Annotated in this window: 24 protein-coding genes and 1 pseudogene; 11 read left to right on the top strand and 14 right to left on the bottom strand. The window is 71.1% G+C overall.

The genetic code is table 11. From position 1 onward, the window contains the following. Positions 1 to 11 precede the first annotated feature (11 nt). Both HZF19_RS17030 and HZF19_RS01275 read left to right on the top strand, forming a co-directional pair. Positions 12 to 845, top strand: a complete 834-nt coding sequence (locus tag HZF19_RS17030; RefSeq protein WP_208026911.1) for a L,D-transpeptidase — start codon at positions 12 to 14, stop codon at positions 843 to 845. After that, a complete protein-coding gene (locus tag HZF19_RS01275; protein WP_208026910.1) occupies positions 842 to 1,522 on the top strand; it encodes a hypothetical protein in 681 nt (226 codons plus the stop codon). Before HZF19_RS17030 ends, HZF19_RS01275 begins: the two co-directional genes overlap by 4 nt. Here HZF19_RS01275 and HZF19_RS01270 read toward each other — a convergent pair. The 6 genes and pseudogenes from HZF19_RS01270 to HZF19_RS01250 form a co-directional block, all read right to left on the bottom strand. After that, positions 1,519 to 2,097 carry an alpha/beta hydrolase family protein gene (locus HZF19_RS01270; RefSeq protein ID WP_208026909.1) on the bottom strand — a complete coding sequence of 193 codons (579 nt, stop codon included), beginning with the start codon at positions 2,095 to 2,097 and terminating at the stop codon, positions 1,519 to 1,521. The genes HZF19_RS01275 and HZF19_RS01270 overlap by 4 nt on opposite strands. After that, on the bottom strand, positions 2,094 to 2,882 hold the full coding sequence (locus HZF19_RS01265) for a J domain-containing protein (RefSeq protein WP_208026908.1): 789 nt from the start codon (positions 2,880 to 2,882) through the stop codon (positions 2,094 to 2,096). Before HZF19_RS01265 ends, HZF19_RS01270 begins: the two co-directional genes overlap by 4 nt. A gap of 57 nt (positions 2,883 to 2,939) precedes the next feature. Further along, the gene (locus tag HZF19_RS01260) at positions 2,940 to 3,755 is read right to left on the bottom strand and encodes a hypothetical protein (RefSeq protein WP_208026907.1); all 816 of its coding nucleotides are present in this window, start codon (positions 3,753 to 3,755) and stop codon (positions 2,940 to 2,942) included. Between the two features lie 88 nt (positions 3,756 to 3,843). Beyond that, positions 3,844 to 3,954, bottom strand: a pseudogene (locus tag HZF19_RS17350) (alkaline phosphatase PhoX); the annotation flags it as partial. Between the two features lie 49 nt (positions 3,955 to 4,003). Beyond that, on the bottom strand, positions 4,004 to 4,243 hold the full coding sequence (locus tag HZF19_RS01255) for an alkaline phosphatase PhoX (RefSeq protein WP_208026906.1): 240 nt from the start codon (positions 4,241 to 4,243) through the stop codon (positions 4,004 to 4,006). Positions 4,244 to 4,491: 248 nt separating this feature from the next. Then, complete coding sequence (locus HZF19_RS01250; protein ID WP_208026905.1) at positions 4,492 to 6,117, bottom strand: acyl-CoA mutase large subunit family protein; 1,626 nt, start codon at positions 6,115 to 6,117, stop codon at positions 4,492 to 4,494. 220 nt (positions 6,118 to 6,337) lie between these two features. On the opposite strand from HZF19_RS01250, the gene glpX reads away from it, so the two are divergent. Beyond that, on the top strand, positions 6,338 to 7,315 hold the full coding sequence (gene glpX / locus HZF19_RS01245; protein ID WP_208026904.1) for a class II fructose-bisphosphatase: 978 nt from the start codon (positions 6,338 to 6,340) through the stop codon (positions 7,313 to 7,315). Positions 7,316 to 7,396: 81 nt separating this feature from the next. Here glpX and HZF19_RS01240 read toward each other — a convergent pair whose 3' ends face one another. Both HZF19_RS01240 and HZF19_RS01235 read right to left on the bottom strand, forming a co-directional pair. After that, entirely contained in the window at positions 7,397 to 7,990 is a 594-nt protein-coding gene (locus HZF19_RS01240; RefSeq protein WP_208026903.1) for a hypothetical protein, read from the bottom strand. Positions 7,991 to 8,009: 19 nt separating this feature from the next. Then, positions 8,010 to 9,194: an acyl-CoA desaturase gene (locus tag HZF19_RS01235; RefSeq protein ID WP_208026902.1), complete on the bottom strand. Its 1,185-nt coding sequence runs from the start codon at positions 9,192 to 9,194 to the stop codon at positions 8,010 to 8,012. A gap of 201 nt (positions 9,195 to 9,395) precedes the next feature. Here HZF19_RS01235 and HZF19_RS01230 point away from each other — a divergent pair, with 201 nt between their 5' ends. Next, positions 9,396 to 9,965 carry a TIGR03086 family metal-binding protein gene (locus HZF19_RS01230; protein ID WP_208026901.1) on the top strand — a complete coding sequence of 190 codons (570 nt, stop codon included), beginning with the start codon at positions 9,396 to 9,398 and terminating at the stop codon, positions 9,963 to 9,965. A 28-nt stretch (positions 9,966 to 9,993) separates the two neighbouring features. On the opposite strand, the gene HZF19_RS01225 is transcribed toward HZF19_RS01230, so the two are convergent. Both HZF19_RS01225 and HZF19_RS01220 read right to left on the bottom strand, forming a co-directional pair. Then, positions 9,994 to 11,025 (bottom strand): NAD-dependent epimerase/dehydratase family protein, encoded by a 1,032-nt coding sequence (locus HZF19_RS01225; RefSeq protein ID WP_208026900.1) that lies wholly within the window; start codon positions 11,023 to 11,025, stop codon positions 9,994 to 9,996. A 10-nt stretch (positions 11,026 to 11,035) separates the two neighbouring features. Then, complete coding sequence (locus HZF19_RS01220; RefSeq protein WP_208026899.1) at positions 11,036 to 11,443, bottom strand: Zn-ribbon domain-containing OB-fold protein; 408 nt, start codon at positions 11,441 to 11,443, stop codon at positions 11,036 to 11,038. A 56-nt stretch (positions 11,444 to 11,499) separates the two neighbouring features. Here HZF19_RS01220 and HZF19_RS01215 point away from each other — a divergent pair, with 56 nt between their 5' ends. Continuing rightward, positions 11,500 to 12,333: an enoyl-CoA hydratase/isomerase family protein gene (locus tag HZF19_RS01215; RefSeq protein ID WP_208026898.1), complete on the top strand. Its 834-nt coding sequence runs from the start codon at positions 11,500 to 11,502 to the stop codon at positions 12,331 to 12,333. Positions 12,334 to 12,369: 36 nt separating this feature from the next. On the opposite strand, the gene HZF19_RS01210 is transcribed toward HZF19_RS01215, so the two are convergent. Continuing rightward, a complete protein-coding gene (locus HZF19_RS01210; RefSeq protein WP_208026897.1) occupies positions 12,370 to 14,559 on the bottom strand; it encodes a putative bifunctional diguanylate cyclase/phosphodiesterase in 2,190 nt (729 codons plus the stop codon). Between the two features lie 96 nt (positions 14,560 to 14,655). Beyond that, a complete protein-coding gene (locus HZF19_RS01205) occupies positions 14,656 to 15,657 on the bottom strand; it encodes an L-threonylcarbamoyladenylate synthase (protein ID WP_208026896.1) in 1,002 nt (333 codons plus the stop codon). A gap of 83 nt (positions 15,658 to 15,740) precedes the next feature. On the opposite strand from HZF19_RS01205, the gene HZF19_RS01200 reads away from it, so the two are divergent. The 4 genes from HZF19_RS01200 to HZF19_RS01185 all read left to right on the top strand — a co-directional run bounded on the left by HZF19_RS01200 (position 15,741) and on the right by HZF19_RS01185 (position 17,704). Beyond that, positions 15,741 to 16,121: an NAD(P)/FAD-dependent oxidoreductase gene (locus HZF19_RS01200; RefSeq protein ID WP_208026895.1), complete on the top strand. Its 381-nt coding sequence runs from the start codon at positions 15,741 to 15,743 to the stop codon at positions 16,119 to 16,121. Positions 16,122 to 16,316: 195 nt separating this feature from the next. After that, a complete protein-coding gene (locus HZF19_RS01195; protein WP_208026894.1) occupies positions 16,317 to 16,832 on the top strand; it encodes an NAD(P)/FAD-dependent oxidoreductase in 516 nt (171 codons plus the stop codon). A gap of 52 nt (positions 16,833 to 16,884) precedes the next feature. Next, the gene (locus tag HZF19_RS01190; protein WP_208026893.1) at positions 16,885 to 17,202 is read left to right on the top strand and encodes a TusE/DsrC/DsvC family sulfur relay protein; all 318 of its coding nucleotides are present in this window, start codon (positions 16,885 to 16,887) and stop codon (positions 17,200 to 17,202) included. A 31-nt stretch (positions 17,203 to 17,233) separates the two neighbouring features. Beyond that, a complete protein-coding gene (locus HZF19_RS01185; protein ID WP_208026892.1) occupies positions 17,234 to 17,704 on the top strand; it encodes a DsrE/DsrF/DrsH-like family protein in 471 nt (156 codons plus the stop codon). A gap of 48 nt (positions 17,705 to 17,752) precedes the next feature. Here the strand turns inward: HZF19_RS01185 and HZF19_RS01180 are convergent, their stop codons facing one another. Beyond that, positions 17,753 to 18,940 carry a cytochrome P450 gene (locus tag HZF19_RS01180; RefSeq protein ID WP_208026891.1) on the bottom strand — a complete coding sequence of 396 codons (1,188 nt, stop codon included), beginning with the start codon at positions 18,938 to 18,940 and terminating at the stop codon, positions 17,753 to 17,755. 40 nt (positions 18,941 to 18,980) lie between these two features. On the opposite strand from HZF19_RS01180, the gene HZF19_RS01175 reads away from it, so the two are divergent. Beyond that, positions 18,981 to 19,949, top strand: a complete 969-nt coding sequence (locus HZF19_RS01175; RefSeq protein WP_307781107.1) for an undecaprenyl-diphosphate phosphatase — start codon at positions 18,981 to 18,983, stop codon at positions 19,947 to 19,949. Between the two features lie 32 nt (positions 19,950 to 19,981). On the opposite strand, the gene HZF19_RS01170 is transcribed toward HZF19_RS01175, so the two are convergent. After that, entirely contained in the window at positions 19,982 to 20,617 is a 636-nt protein-coding gene (locus HZF19_RS01170; protein WP_307781106.1) for a DNA-3-methyladenine glycosylase I, read from the bottom strand. Positions 20,618 to 20,711: 94 nt separating this feature from the next. Here HZF19_RS01170 and HZF19_RS01165 point away from each other — a divergent pair, with 94 nt between their 5' ends. Next, on the top strand, positions 20,712 to 21,899 hold the full coding sequence (locus HZF19_RS01165; protein ID WP_208026889.1) for a CaiB/BaiF CoA transferase family protein: 1,188 nt from the start codon (positions 20,712 to 20,714) through the stop codon (positions 21,897 to 21,899). The last annotated feature ends 13 nt before the right edge of the window (positions 21,900 to 21,912 follow it).

Below are 21,912 nucleotides of genomic sequence, written 5' to 3'. Positions count from 1 at the left end.
GATCATCCCTCGTGCACCCACCCGCCCTCCGACCGTCGCGATCACCGGCTCGCACCTCCCCCGCCCGGTTCGGCGCGCTCCTGCTCACACTGGTCGTGCTCCTGGCCGCGTGCAGCAAGGGCTCGACCACCACCGTCGAGGAAGCCGAGCCGACCACCACCACCACCACGACGGCGACCAGCGCCAGCTGCGATCCACGCCTCGACGGGTACGCGAACCACGTCGCCTACGCGAACACCACCGGGTCCATCAACGTCTACCCCGCACCGGGCGCGACCACGCCGTCGCAGACCTTCGAGGTGCCCCGCAAGACCGACACCGACCCGCCCATCGAGGTCCCGATGGTGTTCCTGGTGACGAACGAGCCGACCGACAACTGCGACTGGATGGAGGTGTTGCTGCCCATCCGACCCAACGGCTCGAAGGGGTGGGTGAAGCGCTCCGACGTCCGCCTCGAGGGCAACAACTACCGGATCGTGGTCGATCTCAACGGCTTCAACCTCAAGGCGTACGCGGGCGATCAGGTGCTGCTCGACACCGAGATCGGCGTGGCCCGCGAGAACCGGCCCACGCCCGGTGGCGTCTACTACACGACCGAGCTGCTCAAGCCACCGAACCCGAACGGGGTGTACGGCACCTACGCGTTCGGCCTCTCGGGCTTCTCGGAGGTGCTCACCAGCTTCAACGGCGGCCAGGGCCAGCTCGGCATCCACGGGACCAACGAGCCCGACAAGATCGGCCAGCGGGTCAGCAACGGCTGCATCCGCCTCCGCAACGAGGACATCGACAAGCTGGTGGCCTCGATCCAGGATCCCTACGGCATCCGGGTCGAGATCCTGGCGTGACGGCCCGCCTCCCGCTCCGGGCGATTGCCATGGCGGCCGCGGCCGGCCTCGCGGCGCTCGCCGGCGGATGCGGAGGCGACGGCGACTCCGCCAGCACCGCCTCGACGACCATCCCCGCGGGTGCCGCCGCCCTGCTACCTCCCATCGACGGCAGCCAACCGCTCCCTCCCGACGACGTGGCCGCCCTGCGCCGCCTCTACGACCCGGCGCTGGCCACTATGGGGCTGCGCCTCACCCGGGGGCAGCTCATCGACCTCTCGAAGGGCAGCTACACCCCGTCGCCCACGGGCACCCACCTGGCCATGTACGTGGAGCCGGTGGGCGAGTACACCGACGAGCAGTACGTGCAGGGGTTCTGGGACCTGGCGGCGCTGATCACCCCGGACGTGTTCGCCCGCTGGAGCGAGCTGCAGTCCTACGACATCTGCCAGGAGCCGATGCCCTCGGTCAACGACGATCCCGAGCCGTTCCCGGTCACGCAGGTCAACATCACCCGTGAAGCCGCAGCCGCCATCGACTGGCAGCACGGCTCGCTCACCGACCTGGTGAGGGCGGCGCGCACTGACCCGGACGTGAAGCTCGTCGTGTCCCGAGCCATACGCCAGAGCCCCGTGTACCAGGCCGCGCTGGAGGCGACCGGCGGCACCACCAGCGTCACCACCTGGTCGACGCGCTAGAGCGACGCCAGCCAGGTGCGGACGGCATCCGCGATGGCCTCGTCCTGTTTGCGGGGATCGTGGCCGCCGCTGACCCAGACCTGGGTGACCGGGCCAGGGATCTCGGCGATGGCGTCGGCGAACTCCTCCGGCGAGCCGAACGGGTCGCGGTCGCCGCTCACGAACAGGCAGGGCAGCTCCAGCGACCCGAAGTGCTCGGTGCGGAGCTGATCGGGCTTGCCCGGCGGGTGCAGCGGGTAGCTGAGCAACACCAGACCGGCTGCGGGGAGCCCTTCGGCCACGGCCAGCGAGCACATGCGACCCCCGTACGAGCGACCCCCCAGCACGAGCCGGTCGGGTGCGATGCCGGCCTCGCTCACCAGCGCGGCGGCTTCCTCGCGGATGCAGGCGATGGCCTTCGGTGCCCGGTCCGGCGCTCGCCGGCCCTCCCGGCGGTAGGGGAAGTCGATGCGGGCGACCGGCAGGGGCGCGACTGCGTCGGCGACCGCGACGAGTGTGTGGTGGTCGCGATCCGCGCCCGCTCCCGGGGTGAGCAGCAGCGCCCCGGGGGCGCTGCTGCGAGGCCGTGGGCTCATCGGCCGATCAGGATGCGTCGGGCTTCGGCCAGCTCGGCGATGCGCCGGGCCGCCTCGGCGGTCTCGCCCCCGTGGTCGGGGTGCACCTGCCGGAGCCGGTCACGGAAGCGGCGCTGGATCTCCACCCGGGGCGGAACCACGATCGCGCTCGTACTGCTCGCGCCGTTCGTGCTCGCTGCCCCCCTTGCGCCGTTCCGGCCCCCGGCCGCAGCGGCTTCACCGTTGCGGTGGACCGGTTCGAAGCCCAGCACCCCGAGCGCCCAGGCCACGGGGTCACCGAACGCGGCGACGGGGTGCGCGGCGCCGTAGCCGGCGAGGTGAGCGATGAGCTCCGCACCGAGCGGGCCGGCCCAGCGCATGCCTCGCCGCAAGGTGGCCATCACCACGTGGCGCACCGGCGGCGGGATGGCGCCGGCCGCGTAGACCGCGCCCAGCACCGCTTGGGCGGCCGTGCAGCCCTGCTCGAAGTCGAAGACCCAGTCGTCCCCGTGGCCGACGAGCCGGAACCGGGTGCGGCTCAACCCCACCCGATCGGTCTGGAGGCGGTACCGCAGGCGGGGCTGGGGGATCCGGCGGCCCTCCTCGAGCTGGATGGTGAGCCGCAGCAGGTCCGGGTGCAGGTCCGGGTCGAGCTGGGCGATGTGGGCCGCGACCACGCCGCCGAGCAGCACCCCACCGAAGCCCGGCGGTGGCTCGACCGGCAGGTTCCGGTGGCCGAGCGCCACCCGTCGGGTGGGCGCGATGGGTCGCGAGTGGAACAGCTCCAGCTCGGCCAGCACGCCCACGGTTCCACGCTAACGGCCCGCGGCCGGCCACGAGCCCCGCCTACCCACCGGCAGGCGTCACACGTAGTTACGCAGCACGCCGCGCAGCTCGGCCGCGTGCTGCTCGATCTCCTCATCGGACATCGTGTCGCTCTCCAGGCCGTCGCGCAGGCGCTCGACCTGCCCGGTGATGTCCTTCCACGCCGCCGGTGCGAAGCCGAACGGCACGTCGAGGCCGACCACCGCCGGTGCCGCGTTCACGAACGCCAGCACCCCCTCGTGGTCGCGGGCGTGGTGCTGGAGGCGGTCGGTGGCGACGAAGAGATCGCCGAGCAGCTCGATCACGTCGACGCCGTCGTAGCTGTCGTCGACGTCGACGTCCGGCTTGAGGGCGTCCGGGTACTCGATGGAGTCGAGCAGGTCCTCCACGCGCTGCTCGTCGACCTCCAGCACCACCAGGTTCCCTTCGATGTCGAACTCGTAGGGCACCACCAGCGTGTCGAGTGCTTCGGCCAGACGGGTGACGTCTTGTTCCGACCAGTCGGTGAGGTCGTAGACCACCTTGGGGGCGTCCGCGTCGAGCGACGGGAGGGTGGTGACCTGCACCTGCTCGATGAGCTCGTCCACCTGCGCCTCGCACACCGCCGGCACGACCAGATCGGTGCCCTCCCACGCACGGGGGATGCCGGCGCCCTCGAGGAGCTGTTCGAGCATCACCCGCGACTCGACGGCCCACTCGTGCAGCTCGTACTCCACTTGGCCGGCGCGGTCGCCTGCGACCTCGGGGTCGTCGGCTTCGGGATCCTTGGCCACCAGCGGCAGATCGCAGTCGGGGCACCGCTCGACCGAGGCGATGTACTCGCTGCCGCAGTTCTGGCACCACTTGGTGGTCACGGCGGACAGCCTTGCACACGACCGGGGCAGCCCGAGAGGAGCCCGACCGGGGGGACCCGAGCGGGAGCGCCGGAGGATGCAGAACGGATCAGGTGCCGATGACCCCGCCGTCGCTCTTGCGGATCACCACGGTTGCCGAGCGGGGCCGGCCGGTGGGGCTGAAGTCCGGCCAGTTCGACACCGCACGCGGGTTCCCGGGCGTCGAGTTCCCCCCACAAGGTCGTCGACTCACCAGTCGTGCTGGACGTTCACGATGTCCCGCCACGGCCCGGGCGGCTCACGAACTTGTAGAAGTACTCACCGGTCTCCTCGTCACCGCTGTAGATGACCGCATGCCCCCTCACCTCGGCGAAAAGCGCCCCCTCATGCTTGATCCGACCGAGCGAGGTGCGCTTGACCGGGTTCGACCGCGGGTCGACTGCAAAGGCTGACGCGGTGATCGTCGCGTCAGGCGGACCTACGGCCGCTACACCACTTCCGGGATTCAACTCTCCCTGTCAGCGCTTCCCCGAACGAGCGGCCCCGAGCCGCTCGTCGTCGCACCGTACGAGGCGACGGTGAACGCTCCTCGACGTGGGGTTTGCGTCATCGACACCGTGCGTCGAGCTCTTTTGGATCGCCGTGGTGAGCACCCGGTGGTCGAAACCTTGGGCGCCCCACCGACCTCCCGACGGGGTTCTCGCGATGAGCGAACAGGTGATCAGACCGAGCGCCACCGCTCGCGGGCTGGACCGGGTCAGAGGCGGGGGGTTTCCACGTGACGGCCGAACACCCTCGCCAGGGTGTCCATGATCTCGCCCAGCGTGGCGTACGTCCGCACCGCGTCGATCAGCGCCGGCATGAGGTTGGCTTCGGGGTCGGCCGCGACGGCCTCGACCTGCCCGAGCGCGGCGCTCACCGCCAGCGCGTCGCGGCGGCGCTTGACCTCCCGCAGGCGCTGCACCTGAGCCGCTTCGTGCTCGGCGGTGATGCGCAGGATCTCGAGGGGCTCCTCGTCGCCGTCGACGAAGTCGTTCACCCCGACGATCACCCGCCGGCCGGCCACCACCTTCTTCTCGAGCTCGTACGCGGCGTCGGCGATCTCGCCCTGGAACCAGCCTTCGTCGATGCCCGCGTAGACCCCCTCGAGCATCGAACCCCCGCCGAGGTCGAGCAGGTGGTCGAAGATCGTCTCGGCTCGCCGCTGCAGCTCGTCGGTCAGCTCCTCGACGAACCACGAGCCACCGAGCGGGTCGGCGACGTGTGCCACGCCAGTCTCGTGCGCGATCACCTGCTGGGTTCGCAGGGCGATGCGAGCCGCCTTGTCGGTGGGCAGCGCCAGCGCCTCGTCCATGGAGTTGGTGTGCAGGCTCTGGGTGCCACCCAGCACCCCGGCGAGGGCTTCGATCGCGGTACGAGCGATGTTCAGCTCGGGCTGCTGCGCGGTGAGCGACACCCCGGCGGTCTGGGTGTGGAAGCGCAGCATCATGGATCGGGGGTCGCTCGCGCCGTAGCGGTCACGCATCCAGGTGGCCCACAGACGCCGGGCGGCGCGGTACTTGGCGATCTCCTCGAAGAAGTCGATGTGGGCGTTGAAGAAGAAGCTGAGGCGGGGCGCGAACGCGTCGGTGTCGAGGCCGGCCTGCCGAGCCAGCTCCACGTAGGCGAAGCCGTTGGCGAGGGTGAATGCCAGCTCCTGCGCGGCGGTCGAGCCCGCTTCGCGGATGTGGTACCCGGAGATCGAGATGGGGTGCCAGCGGGGCATCTCGGCCGCGCAGAAGGCCACGGTGTCGCGCACCAGCCGCATCGACGGCCGGGGCGGGAACACGAACTCCTTCTGCGCCTGGTACTCCTTCAAGATGTCGTTCTGCAGGGTGCCGCCGAGACGGCGCCGGGGAACGCCGTTGCCCTCCGCGGTGGCGATGTACATGGCGAAGATCACCGCCGCCGGGGAGTTGATGGTCATCGAGGTGGTCACCGCGCCGAGGTCGATACCGGCGAAGAGGTCTTCCATGTCGGCCAACGTGTCGACCGCCACCCCGCACTTGCCGACCTCCCCCTCCGAGAGGGGATCGTCGGAGTCCCGGCCCATGAGCGTCGGCAGGTCGAAGGCGGTCGACAGCCCGGTGCCCCCGGCAGCCAGCAAGTCACGGAAGCGGCGATTGGTGTCGGTGGCGGTGCCGAACCCGGCGAACATCCGCATGGTCCACAACTTCGACCGGTACATCGAGGCATAGGGGCCTCGGGTGTAGGGGAACTGGCCCGGGAACTCCCCGTCGGCGGGGCCGTACACCGGGGCCAGCGGGAGGCCCGAGAGCGTCTCGAAGTCCGCGTCACGGATCGGCGACGCCTCGAAGGCCTGCTGCCACTCCTGCCGGGACATGTGACCAGTATCTCAGGCTCGAGGCACCGCCTCCCCGACTGGAGATCCCCTCGGAGCGTGCAGGCATCGACGATGAGGAGCTGGGCGGGCCCCGATGAGTGGCCCATCCGCTCTGCGAGTGCTGGTTGGCGCCGGGTGGTCCAGACCTGTGTCCGCGAGGGAGCGAACCCGTCACCCCGGCGTCCTGGCACCGACGGTGGGCGGACTAGGGTCACCCGCCATGACTGCAGACGCTCCTGATCGCAACATCGCCCTCGAGCTGATCCGGGTCACCGAGGCCGCGGCGCTGGCCGCCGCCCGCTGGGTGGGGGCGGGCGACAAGGAAGGAGCGGACGCCGCGGCGGTCGACGCCATGCGCCTCGTACTCGGCACCGTGCCCATGGATGGGGTGGTCGTGATCGGCGAGGGCGAGAAGGACGAAGCGCCCATGCTCTACAACGGCGAGCGCATCGGCGACGGCACCCCTCCGGCGTGCGACATCGCCGTCGACCCCATCGACGGCACCACCCTCACCTCGAAGGGGCGAGGCAACGCCTTGTCGGTCATCGCGCTCTCCGAGCGGGACACGATGTTCAACCCCGGGCCCTGCGTCTACATGGAGAAGATCGCGGTCGGCCCCGAATGCAAGGGCGTCATCGACATCACCAAGTCTCCTACCGAGAACCTCGAGGCGGTGGCCGACGCCAAGGGGGTGACGGTCCGAGAGGTGACCGCGGTGATCCTCGAGCGTGACCGCCACGACGACCTCATCGCCGAGGTCCGCGCCACCGGGGCCCGCATCCGCCTGATCCCCGACGGCGATGTGGCCGGGGCCATCTCGACGGCCTGGCCCGACTCCGGCGCCGACATCCTCTTCGGCATCGGCGGCACCCCCGAGGGGGTCATCGCCGCCGCCGCCCTCAAGTGCATGGGAGGCCAGCTCCAGGGGCGGCTGTGGCCCCGGAACGACGAGGAGCGCGAGGCCGCCATCGACGCCGGCTACGACCTCGACGCGGTGCTCGACACCGACGACCTGGTGGCGGGCGACAACTGCTTCTTCGCCGCCACCGGTATCACCGACGGCGACCTGCTGCGAGGCGTCCGGTTCAGCAGAGGCACAGCCACCACCCAGTCGCTGGTCATGCGCTCCAAGTCGGGCACCGTGCGGCTCGTCAACGCCATCCACCGTCCCGAGAAGCTCCGCGCCCTCCGAGACTGACCCGCGCTCGGCCGCCCGCCGCCACGACGGCGAGTCCCGATCGAGCGCGCCGATCGAGCACCGCCGGTGCGGAGCCGCCTGTCAGAGCGTGCGGGCAGCGAGGATCGACAGCACGATCACCGGCGCCAGAAGCACCTGGAGCACGCCGACGACGAACGCGGCCGCGACCGCCACCAGCATCGGCACCCGCACCAACGCCAGCAGCGCCCCCGAAGCCGGGAGGTCGTCGCGCAGCCGCAGTAGCAGGCGGGCCAGGCGAACCGAGTCACCGGGAAGGCTCCGCAGCCGCACCCTCCCACCCGGGCCTGCGGCCTCGCTCACCAGCATCGCCAGCTCCCGGGCGTAGCGGGAGCCCACATCGGGCAGCGCCCGCAGCTGCGCCGGGAGCGCCAGCACCTCGCGCAACAGGGCGGCAAAGAACCACAACACGAGCGGCGCGATGGCGAGCACCATCACCAGCAACGCCGTGGCCAACCACGTCTGCCACGTGCCGGGAGGATCATGGGCCACGACCACCACGACCACGGCCACCGCCGAGAGGGCCACGACCGCCGCGCACGCCTGCACGATCGTGAGCGCGGCCCGAGCCAGCGGCACCGCCCGCTCCAGCACGTCGATCGCCCGGTCGTAGCCCCGACGTGCTCGCTCAGAGACAGCCCAGCGTGGCTCGCTCACCACGCTGACCCTATCCCGGTCAGCTCTCGGTGAGACCGAGCTCGCGCTGGCTGCGCCGGGTGAGGCGGGCCAGCTCCTCCGCGGATTGCAGCGAACCGTGGACGAAGTCCTCCAGCGCCTGCTTCTTCGCCTGCACCGACGCCGCGGCCGCCTCCCGCCCGTGGGAGAGCGCCTCGCCGGCCATCGCCGTGCGCTTGCGCACCCGCGTGCCGAGGGCGGCCTGGGTGTTCGACACCGCGGCGGCGGCCTTGGCCCAGTTGGAGCGGAACATGCCGATGTCGAACGAGCCGTCCTTCACCCAGTTGCTGTAGAGCACGTGCTCGCTCGGGACCTTGAGGTCTCGCACCAACCCGACCCAACTCAGCATCCGCAACACGTAGTAGGTGATGTCCACCTCCCACCAGAAGAAACCGTTGCGGGCCGAGGCCTGGAAGTAGTGGTGGTTGTTGTGCCAACCCTCGCCGAAGGTGGTGAGCGCCAGCAGGAGGTTGTTGCGGCTGGTGTCCTCGGTGGCGTACCGGCGGCGGCCGAAGACGTGGGCCACCGAGTTGATCATGAACGTGTTGTGCCAGAGCACCACCGTCGATAGGAAGAACCCGGTGAACAGACCGGGCCAGCCGGCGATGAGGTACGACGCGATGCCCAGCGTCCAGGGCGGGATCCAGTCGTGGCGATCGAGGAAGCGCAGCTCCGGGTACTTGGCGAAGTCGCGGATGCGGTCGGTCTTGGTGTCCTTGTACTTGTCGCACAGGATCCACCCGACGTGGCTCCACCAGAAGCCGCGCAGCGGGGAGTGCACGTCCTGCTCGCTGTCGGAGTAGCGGTGGTGCTCACGATGATGCGACGCCCACCACAGCGGCCCCTTCTGCGCCGCCGACGCCCCGCCGAACGCCAGTACGAACTGGAACACGCGGTTGGTGCGGAAGCTGCGGTGGGAGAAGTAGCGGTGGTAACCCGCGGTGATGAACCAGATCCGGGCCACGTACAAGGTGACGAACAGCGCCAAGGCCTTCGGCGTCACCCCGAACACCACGACGCCGGCGATCGCCAGCACGTGGATCAGCGCGAACGGGATGGAGGCGACCTTGTTCACTCGCTCGTCGGCGGGCCGTTCGTAGGCCGTGCGGCGGAAGCGGCGCGAAGCCGGGGCGACGGTCGTGGTCGCTAGGTCGTCGACGGCAGGGGACGGGGGGAGGGTCTCCATCGGATGCATCCGGTCCTTCTCTGGGGGGCCACCGAACCTGCGAACCATCGGCCCGCGCCCGGCACGGCTGAACTTACCCTACCGACCAGTAGGTAGGCACGGGTGACCGCGGCGATCTGCTGTGTCGTGTGGCACGCTCGGGACGGCGCTGGCGCCGCCCGGCGTCCAGAGGGGGAGCCGGGACCACGGAAGGAGACCGCCATGGTCGAAGACCTACCCGAGCTGCACACCCAGGCCCTCGAGCACACCCGAGCGCTGATCGCCGGCATCGGCGATCAGCGCTGGCACGACCCCACGCCCTGCACGGAGTGGGACGTGCGGCAGCTCGTGAACCACATCGTGGCCGAGAACCTCTGGGTCCGGCCCCTGGTGGACGGCCAGACCATCGAGGAGGTCGGCTCGCGCTTCGACGGGGACCAGCTCGGCGACGACCCCCTCGGGGCCTACGACCGCTCAGCAGCGGAAGCGGCCGCGGCGTTCCGAGAGCCTGGCGCCATGGAACGCCCGGTGGCGGTCTCCTACGGTCCGGTTCCCGGCGCGGTGTTCGCCGGGCACCGCCTGGTCGACGTGGTGGTGCACGGTTGGGACGTGGCGAGGGCCACCGGGCAGGACACCCGCATCGACCCCAGACTGGTCGAGGCCTGCTACGCGGACGTCGAACCGCAGGCCGATGCCCTGGCGGCGAGCGGCTACTTCGGGACCCGGGTGCCGGTGCCCGACGACGCCGACCTGCAGACCAAGCTCCTGGCGCTTCTCGGTCGCCGCGCCTGATGCGACACCACCCGCTCCCCTGGTGCGGTCAGGGTGTGCGGCGCGCGGCGCGGGCCCGCTCGCGAGCCGCTCGACGCGCCGCGCGCTCGCGCTCGTGCTCCCGCTTGAGGACCTCCGCCATCTCGGCCATGCCCACCGCCAGCGGCCGCGGCTCCCAACCCAGCTCGGCCCGGGCCCGCGCTCCCGAGAACGCCTGGTGGCGGGTGGCCAGCGCGATGGTGTCGGTGACCAGGCCCGGGTTCCCGCCCAGCCAGCGGGCCAGCGTGGCGGCCGGCGAGCTGGACCAGCGCACCAGGCCGGTCGGGAGGTAGGCGACCGGCGGGCGGCGACCCGCACCGGCCGCGATCAACCGAAACCACTCCCGGAACGTGACTGCGTCCGCGCAGAGCAGGTACTCCCGGCCGTCCTCGCCCCGCTCGGCGATCCGCACCAGGCCCTCCGCACAGTCGTCGACGTTCACCAGCGACTGCACCAGCTCCGGCATGTAGCCGACCGGGGTCGGATAGGTCACGAAGGTGCGGATGAGCTTGGCCATCTCACTGTCGTCGTCGGCCCCGTAGATGCCACCGGGGATGCCGATGCGCACCCGTGCCCCCTGCTCGGCCCGGACCCGGGCCAGCAGGTGCGCCTCACGCTTGGTTCGCTCGTAGGCCACCGACGGTACCTCCGGGTTCCACCACGATTCGTCGACCGGGTCGCGTCCCGTCGGTCCCAGCGCGGCCACCGAGCTGACGTGCACCACCAGCGCACCGGAGGCGCCAGCCGCGTCGAGCACGTGGCGCGTGCCCTCGACGTTCACCTGCTGCATCCGCCCGGGGTCGCGCGCCCCGAGCTCCACGTAGGCCGCGCAGTGGAACACCGCATCGACGCCGTCGAGCGCGCTGGCGACGGGCCCGGGGTCGGTGACGTCGCCGATCGCTTCCTCGACCGGGAGGCCCGCCAGCCGCCGGCGATCGCTCGAGGGGCGCACCAGAACCCGAACCTCGTCGCCTCGCTCCACCAGCGCCCTCGCCAGATGACTGCCGAGGAACCCGGTGGCGCCGGTCACCAGGGCGCGCACGGCCAGCCCGTCAAGCCGGGCGGAACACGACGATCGACACGTCGTCCGTGAGGGCGGTGAAGTCGGCGATCACGGGCATGCCCACCGCGAGCTCCACGCCGTCGGTGTCGACCAGCCGGGTCATCATGCGCGGCCCCTCCTCCAGCTCGACGATGGCCACGACGTAGGGGAGCTGCTCGTTGAACGGCGGCAGGTCGTTGCGGTAGACGGTCGAGTACGTGTACACGGTGCCCCGGCCACTCGCCTCGACCCAGGTGACGTCCTCGCTCCAACACGACGGGCAGAAGGGGCGGGGGTAGTAGTGGACCGCACCGCAGCGGTTGCAGCTCCGCAACAGCAGCTTGCCCTCGCGCACCGCGTCCCAGAACGGGCGAGTGTCGCTCTCGATCGTGGGCAGGTCGAACCTGGGTGACGCCATGGCCGGAACCCTACACTCGCTCGCCATCGCGCCCCCCGAGCCGTGAACGGAGACCGATGAGCAACGATCGACCACTCGATGAGCAGGTGCTGTTCCGCTGCCAGGACGGCGTGGCCTGGATCACGCTGAACCGCCCCGAGGCACACAACGCCATCACCCCCGATCAGCGCAACCGGGTGATCGACCTCCTCGCCGAGGCCGGCGCCGACCTGGCCACTCGGGCCGTGGTGCTCACCGCCACGGGCAAGGGCTTCTGCACGGGCGCCGACCTCCGCGGCGGTGGGCAGGCCGCCTCCCCCGCCCGGCCGGCAGGCGCGCCCGAGCGGGCGGTCGGTGACGTGAGCCGGATGCTGCGCATCGGGGCGCAGCGGTTGATCGCCGCCATCCTCGACTGCGAGAAGCCCGTCATCGCGGCGGTGAACGGCACCGCCGCGGGCATCGGTGCGCACATGGCCCTCGCCTGCGATCTGGTGCTGGCCGCGCGCAGCGCCCGGTTCATCGAGGTGTTCGTGCGGCGGGGGCTGGTGCCCGACGGCGGCGGCGCCTACCTGCTGCCCCGGCTGATCGGCCTGCACGAGACCAAGGAGCTGATGTTCTTCGGCGACTCGTTGCCGGCCGAGCGGGCCGCGGCCCTCGGGTTGGTGAACCTGGTCGTGGACGACGACCGCCTCGAGGAAGTGGCGACCGAATGGGCCGGCCGGCTGGCGGCGGGACCCACCCGCTCGATCGCCCTCACCAAGTGGCTGGTGAACCGGTCGCTGGAGTCGGACCGGGCGGCGGCCTTCGACGACGAAGCGGTGGCCCAGGAGCTGAACATGGGCACCCACGACGCTCAGGAGGGGGTGGCCAGCTTCGTGGAGCGCCGAGACCCGCAGTTCCGAGGCTGGTGACCAGCCCGCTGGCCGCCAGCGCCGATGCCGGTCGTCTCAGGGGCCGGTAAGGTCGATCTCGGCCGGGCCGATCAGCTCGGCCAGCGCGGCGGCGTCCATCGGCCGGGCGAAGTGGTAGCCCTGCCCGAGGTCGCATCCCAGCGCCGCGAGCGCAGCAGCCTGATCGGCGGTCTCCACCCCTTCGGCCACCGTGGACAGCCCGAGCATGCGGGCCACGTTCACGATCGCCCCGGTGATCGCCTGATCACCCGCGTCACGACCCAGGCCCTCGATGAAGGTCTGGTCGATCTTGAGCACCTCCACCGGGAAGGTCTTCAGGTAGGCGAGCGACGAGTGACCGGTGCCGAAGTCGTCGAGCGCCAGGCGAACGCCGAGCTCCCGGAGTGCCCGCAGGGTCGAGCTGGTGGTCTCCGCGTCGGCCATGAGCGCGTTCTCGGTGATCTCGAAGTGCAGCACGCCGGGTTCGATGCCGGTGTCGCGCACCACCTCCCGCACCGTTGACACCAGCCGGTCGTCGGCGAGTTGGCGCGGTGAAAGGTTGACGAACAGCGGTAGCGGCTCACCCGTCGACGGGTCGACCAGCACCTCCCGCGCCACCTGGCAGGCCGTGGTGAGAATCCACCGACCGAGCTCCACGATGTAGCCGGTCTCCTCCGCCACCCGCAGGAACTGCGCCGGCAGGAGAAGCCCGCGCTCGGGGTGCCGCCAGCGCACGAGCGCTTCGGCGCCGCGCACCTCATCGGTGGCCAGGTCGATGATCGGCTGGTAGACGAGGCACACCTCGTCGCGCTCGAGCGCGTAGCGCAGCGCCTGCTCCACGTCGAGGCGCTCCACCACCCGCTCGCGCACGTCGATGTTGAACAGCTGCACCCGATCGCGCCCCAGTGCCTTCGCTTCGTACATCGCGGCATCGGCATCGCGGAGCAACTCTTCGGCCGACGCACCGGGCGAGCCGAGCGCCACCCCGATCGACACCGTGACGAACACCTCGTCGTCGCCGAGCGCGAACCGCCCGCCCACCTCGCGCCGGACCCGGTTCGCCAACTCGAGGGCGGTGTGCTGATCGGCCACTCCGACGCACACCACGACGAACTCGTCACCGCCGAAGCGCGCCACCCGGTCCTGGGGTCGGGTGGCGCTGGCCAGCCGCCGGGCCACCGAGACCAGCAGCCGGTCGCCCGCTTCGTGACCGAGGCTGTCGTTGACCACCTTGAATCGGTCGATGTCGAGGAACAGCACCGCCACCGAACCGCCTGCCGGCACCTGCAGCGCCTCTCCCAGCCAGTCGAGCAGCGGCGCCCGGTTCGGGAGACCGGTGAGCTGGTCGTGCTCCGCCTGGTGGTGCAGCCGGGCCTCGAGCTGCTTCTGCTCGCTCGTGTCGCGGGCGATGGAAGCCACGAACTCCACGTCACCGGTCGGCGAACGGTGGGCGAGCACCACGTTCGAGACCGGCACCGGATCACGCCTCCCGGGGGTGCGCAACGCCAGCTCGCCGCGCCACACCTCGCCACGCGAGACCGCGGGCATCACGCTGGACTCCACGACCCGCCACGACTCCGAGGTGTAGAAGGCGCGCACGTCGACGGTGGCGAGGTCCGTGTCGCCGTCGAGCCCCAGGGTCTCCCGGGCCGCCTGGTTCAGGTAGACGAGGCGCCCCGTGCCGTCCACCACCCCCACGTAGTCCGTGGTGCTCTCGATGATGGCGTGGAAACGCAGCAGGTTCTGGCGGGCCTCCACCAGGTCGGTGACCTCGAGCACGGTCCCCACGTGGCCCACGGCGACGCCGCTCGGGTGGCGGACCGGCGAGGTCTGCCCGAGCACCCAGCAGACGTGCCCGTCGGGGTCCAGGATGCGGAACCGGGCCCGGAACGCCGTCCCGTCGCGTAGGGCCTTGGCCCACCGGCCGGCCATCGCCGCCCGGTCGTCGGGGTGCACCGCGGCCCACACGTCCGCCGACGCCGCCTCCGGGGTGGCGCCGGCGCCGCCGAGCCGCTGCCACTGGGGGTTGGCGTAGGTGACCCGACCGGTGGGGTCGAGCTCGAAGATCGCCAGTGGGGCGGCGTCCGCGAGGAGGTGGAATCGGCGGTCGACAGGTGGGGGGTGGGCCCGGCTCGGGTCGGCGCCACGGCGTGCTCGCAGCGCCCATCCGCACGCCAGACCCACACCCAGGCAGACCGGTGCCACCGCGAGCGCGCCGAGCCAGCCTGTCCCCAGCCCCAGAACCACGCTGCGTGAGGCTAGGCGGCGGTGGAACCCGCATCGTGGACCGCAGCGAGTGACCATCGCACCACTCGTGCCGTTCCCGCCGGGAGGCTCCCTTCTCTAGGTTGATGATCCGTGACCGGGAGCGGCGCGGCCAGCAGCGGCCGCCCGGATCAGCCGATCGCGCACCGCCACACCGACCCCCACCCGCTCCGGTGGCACCGCCAGCACCACCTCCACCCCCAGGCGGTCCGCCTGGCGGAGGCGACCGTAGAGCACCCGGGCGTAGGACTCCGGGCCACCCGCCGGCTCCAGCTCCACCACCCCGTCCGGCAGCCCGGCCAGCGCCACCGGCGCCAGCACCGCCACTCGCCGGCCCGTCACCAGCAGCTGCGCGGCCCGCTCCGCCACGGCCGAGACGTCGTCGAGCACCTCCACCCGCGCTGCAGGCGCGTAGTGGGCCGGCAGGGTTCCCGGCGCCGCCACGTCCCGGTCGCCGAGCCACAGCCCGACGGGTCGGCCGAGCACCTCCTCGAGCCGCTCGAAGCTCACCCCGCCGGGGCGCAGCACCTCCGGTTCAGCACCCGTGAGGTCCACGATCGTCGACTCCACGCCCACCTGGCAGGGACCACCGTCGAGCACCAGGTCGACGTCGCTGCCGAGATCGGCCTGCACGTCGGCCGCGGTCGTGGGGCTGACCCGGCCGAAGCGGTTCGCGGAGGGAGCGGCCACACCCCCGCCGAACCGCTCCAGCAGTGCCAGGGCCAGCGGATGGGCGGGCACCCGCAACCCGACCGTGTCCCGGCCCCCGGTCACCACGTCGGGAACCGAGGGCGAACGCCGGAGCAGCATGGTGAGCGGGCCCGGCCAGCAGGCCTCCGCCAGCAGACGGGCGGCGGGTGGCACGTCCACCGCCCAACGGTCGAGCGCCGCGGCGGAGCCCAGGTGCACGATCAGCGGGTGGGTGGCGGGGCGGCCCTTCACCTCGAACACCCGGCGGACGGCGGCGGGGTTCACGGCGTCGGCGCCGAGCCCGTAGACAGTCTCGGTCGGGAACGCCACCAGCCCACCGGCGCGCAGCACGGCGGCGGCCCGTTCGATGTCCTCCGGCGACGCGGTCATCGCAGCATCATCCCGACATCAACCCGTATCCGTCACCGCACCTCGACGACGGCGAGCATGTCTACCAGCCGGGGCTGCTGTTCGTGCCGTTCGGGCTCACCCACCGCGAAGACCTGGTCCGGCCACGGCGGCAGCAGCTGCGAGGGGAGATCAACTACATCCAGTGCGAGATCGACGCCGTCGACCTCGCCACCGACCGCATCCGCCTCGTCGACGGCACCACGCTTCCCTACGACGTGCTGGTGGTGGCGACGGGTGCCGTGCTGCGCCCAGAGGAGACGGACGGCCTGACCGGGCCGGGATGGATGGAGCGGATCTTCACCTTCTACGACCTCGCCGGCGCGACTGCGCTCGAGCGGGCACTGGCGGGCTTCGACGGTGGCCGGCTGGTGGTCAACGTCATCGACCTGCCGATCAAGTGCCCCGTCGCGCCGCTGGAGTTTTGCTTCCTCGCCGACTGGTAATTCCACGAACGAGGCATCCGGGACCGAGTCGATCTCACCTACGTCACCCCACTCGACGCGGCCTTCACCAAGCCCGTCGCGGCGAGCACCCTCGCCGACCTGCTCGCCGAGAAGGGCGTCAACCTTGAGACCGAGTTCAACACCGGCGAGGTCGACGGCGCCGGGGGCCGGCTGATCTCCTACGACGAGCGCGAGGTGCCCTTCGATCTGGCCGTGGTGATCCCCCTCCACGCGGGCGCGCCGTACGTCGGTCGCTCACCCGGGCTCGGCGACGAGCTCGACTTCGTGCCCACCGACGAGCACACCCTCCAGTCGAAGGTCAAGCCGAACGTGTTCGCCCTCGGCGACGCCGCGAACGTCCCGGCGTCGAACGCGGGGGCGGTCACCCATTTCCAGGGGGAAGTGCTCGAGGCGGACGTGGTGGCCTACCTCGAGGGGCGGCCGCTTCCCGCGTCGTACGACGGCCACGCCAACTGCTTCATCGAGACCGGCTTCGACAAGGCGCTGCTCATCGACTTCAACTTCGACACCGAGCCCCTGCCCGGCCACTTCCCCGGCCGGATGGGACCGATGCCCCTGCTCGCCGAGTCCCGCCTCAACCACCTGGGGAAGCTCATGTTCCAGTGGTTCTACTGGCACGTGCTGCTCCCCGGCCGGGACATCCCGGGCATCCACGCCGCCATGTCGATGGCCGGCAAGCACCGGCCCTGAACGGGCCCGCACGAACCGAGCACGAACGAGCGCACGACGAAAGGAGCTCCCCATGCCCACCGAGACCATCGCCGGCACCACCGTCGAGGTGAACGACGAAGGGTTCTTCGAGCACCCCGAGCAGTGGACGCCCGAGATGGCGACCGAGCTGGCCCGGCAGGAAGGCATCGCCGAGCTGACGCCAAAGCACTGGCAGGTCATCGAGTTCATGCGCAAGGAGTACGCCAAGAAGGGAACCGGCCCCACGGTGCGCGTGCTCGGCAAGACCTCGGGAGTCTCCGTGAAGGAGCTCTACCAGCTCTTCCCCAAGGGCCCCGCGAAGGTGGCCGCCAAGATCGCCGGAATCCCCAAGCCCCGCGGCTGCATCTGAGCACCACGAGCCACCAGCGAGGAGGACGCCGATGGGAGCTGAACCCATCCAGAAGGTCTCGATCATCATCTCGAAGGGATCGCTCGAAGGCATCTACCCGGGCCTGATCCTGGCCAACGGAGCGCGGGCCGAGGGCATCGAAGCCAACCTGTTCTTCACCTTCTTCGGGCTCGACGCCATCCACAAGAAGCGCCACGACCACATCAAGGTGGCCACGGTCGGGAATCCCGGCATGCACCTGGCCACTCTCATTGGCGGCCTGCCCGGCATGTCGGCGCTCGCCACCCACATGATGGAGAAGAAGATGTCCGAGCTCGACATCCCGCCGATCCCCGAGTTCGTCGAGATGATCGCCGACACCGGTGCCGGGCTCTACGCGTGCAAGGCGTCCGTGGACATGTTCGGTCTCGACCGCGACGACTTCGTCGAGCAGGTGCAGGACATCATCACCGTGGGGGAGTCTTACGAACAGGCAGCCGGGGGCCAGATCATCTTCACCTGACGGCTCATCGCACGGCGACGTACCACGTGGTGGTGGGTCGCCCAGCGATCACCGGAGGATCATCGGCACGCTGGTCCAGCCGGACACCACGCCCGCGGACTCGAGCCGGCCGGGCTCACCGGCGAGCTCGAGATCCTCGAACCGGTCGAGGATCTCCTCGAGCATCACCCGACCCTCGAGGCGGGCGAGCGCCGCGCCCAGGCAATAGTGCTGCCCGAACCCGAACGCCACCTGTTGGTTCGGATCCCGAGCCACGTCGAGCTGGCCCGCCGTCGGGCCGAACGCCGCTTCGTCCCGGTTGGCCGATGCGTACAGCAGCATCACCGGGTCGCCAGCGTGCACGCGCTGGCCGTGGATCGTCACCTCCCGGGTCGCGGTGCGGAAGAAGCTGATCACCGGGGTCGTCCAGCGGAGCAGCTCCTCGATGGCGCTGGGCACGAGCGTCCGGTCGGCCCGCAGGCGTGACCACTGGTCGGGATGCTCCGCCAACGCCACCAGCCCGCCCGAGACCAGGTTGCGGGTCGTCTCGTTGCCGGCGACCAGGAGCTGACCGCAGAACATCATCAGCTCGCCGTCGTTGAGCCGCTCGCCGTCGACCTCGACTGTGGCCAACACCGAGACCAGGTCATCACCCGGGTGCTGTTGCTTCTCGGCGATGACCCCCAGGAAGAACTCCGCCATCTCGGCCAGCGCGGCCATGTTCTCGTCGGTCTGCTGGGTGCCAGCCGCGATCGCGTGGTCGGACCACTCGTAGAACCGGCGCCAGTCCTCCGCCGGTACCCCGAGCAGCTCGGCGATCACCACCAGCGGGAAGGGGACGGCCACCGCCTGGACCAGATCCACGACCTCGCCCTCGGGCAGCGCGTCGAGCAGCCTCACCGCCTGCGCCCGGATAGCGGGCTCGAGTGCTTTGACCCGCGACGGCGCGAAGGCCGGCTGCACGATCCGGCGGTACCGGGTGTGCTCGGGGGGATCGACGTAGAGCAGGGCACCGGGGATCTCCGGCAGCTCCCGACCGAGATCCATGAGCAGCACCCCCTTGCCCGAGCAGAAGGTCTCCGGGTCCTTCGAGATGCGCATGACGTCGTCGTAGGTGCTGGCCACCCAAAATCCCGGTTCGTCGTGCCACACGAAGGGAGCTTCGGCCCGCAGCCGGGCATAGAGGGGGAAGGGGTCACCGGCGTAGAAGCGCGGGTCGGTGAGAGGGCGGGTGAGCTCAGGAGCCGTGGGGCGCATGAAGCCATCGTAGGGATCCACCGCGGTAGCGTCCGCTGCCGTGCCCCCCACCCGCCCACAACCTCACCGTTCCCTGCTCGCGCTCGCGGCACTCGTGATCGCCGTGGCCCTCTTCGGGCCGGTGCGGGCCATGGCCGCTCCCGCGACCTCCGAACCTGCGGACCCGGCCGCGGCGGGCTCGGAGATGACCGGGGGCAAGGCCGCGGTCCTCGGGCTGGTGGAGGGCGTGACCGAGTTCCTGCCCATCAGCTCCACCGGCCACCTGCTGGTGGCCCAGCGGCTGCTCGGCATCGGCGAGACCGACGCCACCAAACCGGCCGCGGATGCCTACGCGATCGCCATCCAAGCCGGCGCCATCCTCGCCGTGGTGCTCCTGTACTTCCGGCGGCTGCGGTCGATGGTGGTCGGCATCCTCGGGCGGGACCCCGAAGGCCGCCGGATCCTCACCGGCTTGGTGCTGGCGTTCCTGCCGGCGGTGGTGATCGCCCTGGCGTTCGAGCGACCCATCAAAGAACACCTGCTCGGCGCGGGGCCGGTGGTCATCGCCTGGGCGGTGGGCGGGCTGGTGATCCTGCTGGTCGCCCCTCGCTGGGAGCGCCACGCCGGAGGCCGCGCCCTCGAGACCCTGAGCGCCCGCCAGGCGCTCGTCATCGGGGTGGTGCAGTGCCTGGCGCTGTGGCCGGGCACCAGCCGGAGCCTAGTGACGATCCTCGCCGGGCTGGCGGTCGGGCTGAGCCTGGGAGCCGCGGTGGAGTTCAGCTTCCTGCTCGGCCTGGTCACCCTCGGTGCCGCCACCGCGTACGAGGCGCTGAAGGACGGATCACTCATGCTCGACGCCTACGGCTGGTTCAACCCGCTGGTCGGCCTGGTGGTGGCGTTCGTGGCGGCCGCGGTGGCCATCCGGTGGATGGTCGGCTACCTGCAACGCCACAGCCTGGCCATCTTCGGCTGGTACCGACTCGGGGCGGCGGCGGTGGCCACGGCGCTCATCTGGGCCGGCACCATCTGAGCGGCGTCCGCGTCAGCGTCGGCTCGATCGCGTCAGACCGGCCTCGCCCCCAGCGCCCGGCGCTCCCGCTCACATGCCGGGCGGGCGTGGCAGCCGGCCAGGTGATCGTTCACCAGTCCGAGCGACTGCATCGCCGCGTACGCGGTGGTCGGGCCCACGAACCGGAAGCCGAACCGCTTCAGCTCCCTGGCCAGCGCCGTGGACTCCGGTGTCGCCGATGCGAGCTCGTCGAGGCGCTGCGGCGCCCGGCGCCGCCTCGGGGGCTCGAACGACCACACCAGCGCGCCGAGGGATCCATGTCGGGCCTGCACCTCGAGTGTGGCGCGAGCGTTGGCGATGGCCGCTTCGATCTTGCCTCGATGGCGGATGATGGCGGCGTCCGCGAGCAGCCGCTCGACGGTCTGCTCGCCGAAGCGGGCCACCTGCTCGGGATCGAAACCGCAGAACGCCCGGCGGAACCCCTCGCGCTTGCGCAGGATCGTGAGCCACGAGAGCCCCGACTGGAAGCCTTCCAGGCAGAGCTTCTCGTAGATACGGATGTCGTCGACGACGGGACGGCCCCACTCCTGGTCGTGGTAGGCGAGGTAGTCGGGGCCCGAGATGCACCACCCGCACCGCCGCCGCCCGTCACTCCCGCGCTCGACGCCGTTGGCCTGCCCGTCGCTCACCGCCGAAGCGTACGGGGCCCACGTCGCCGGCGCGCGGCGCCGTCCCAGTACTCGGCCGCTCGCAGGCCACGAGGACCCACTACGTTGCCCGGCCATGACGGAGCGAGGGTTCCGCCCGCTGGAGGGCATCCGGGTCGTGGATCTCACCAGCAACATGTCGGGGCCACTGGCCACCATGGTGCTGGCCGACCAGGGCGCGGACGTGGTGAAGGTCGAACCGCCCGAGGGGGATCTCATCCGCACCGTGGGCACCGGCAACGGCGGCATGAGCGCCTACTTCGCCAACCTCAACCGGGGCAAGCGATCGATCGCGGTGGACCTGTCGACCGGAGCGGGGGTCGAGGTGGTGCGGCGCCTGGCGGCGGACGCGGACGTGTTCGTGCAGAACTTCCGCCCCGGGGTGGTCGAGCGCATGGGGCTGGACGCCGACCGGCTCATGGCCGCCAACCCCCGCCTCGTCTACGGATCGATCAGCGGCTTCGGTCCGCACGGCCCCCTCGCCACCCAGCCGGCCTACGACCACGTGGTGCAAGCGCTGTCGGGCTTCGCCGCCATCCAAGCGGGCAACGACGGACCCGACCTGGTGCGGCAGGGGGTGATCGACAAGGCCAGCGCGTACACCCTCGCCCAGGCGATCACCGCGGCGCTGCTGCAGCGGGTGTCCACCGGCCTGGGGGTGCGCATCGACGTGTCGATGCTCGACGTCGCTCTGGCGTTCCTGTGGCCGGACGGGATGATGAACGGCACTTGCCTCGAGAACGTCGAGCTCCTACCACCAGTGAGCCGCAGCTTCCGCACCACGCCCACCGCCGACGGTCACGTGGTGCTGGTGACCCTGACCGCGAAGCAGTGGGACGGGCTGGTGAGCGCGATCCTCACCGAGGAGGGCGACGACAGCGGAGGCGACCTGAGCGACACGGGCGCCCGCATGGCCGGCGGAGCGGCGATCATGCGGGCGGTGCGGCAACGTATCCGCGAGCTACCGACCGAGGAGGTGGTCCAGCGGCTGCGACGAGCAGACGTGCCGTGCGCACCGGTGCGGGAGTCGGACGAGCTGCATCTCGACCCGCAGATCGCGGCCTCCGGCATCCTCGAGGTCGTCGACCATCCGGTCATGGGCCGCATCCGCCAACCCGGCCCCGCGCCGGTCATCGACGGCATGCGACCTCGACCCGGTGACCCGGCGCCGGCCGTCGGCGCCCACACCCGCGAGGTGCTCGGTGAGCGCGGCTTCTCGTCGGCCGAGATCGACACCCTCTTCGCCGAAGGGGTGGTCCGGTAGCTGCGGTGGAACG

This window comes from Rhabdothermincola sediminis (genome assembly GCF_014805525.1).
Lineage (GTDB): Bacteria > Actinomycetota > Acidimicrobiia > Acidimicrobiales > Acidimicrobilacustridaceae > Rhabdothermincola > Rhabdothermincola sediminis.
The sequence above is the reverse complement of the archived record's forward strand: the minus strand, read 5'-3'. Positions and strand labels throughout refer to the sequence as shown.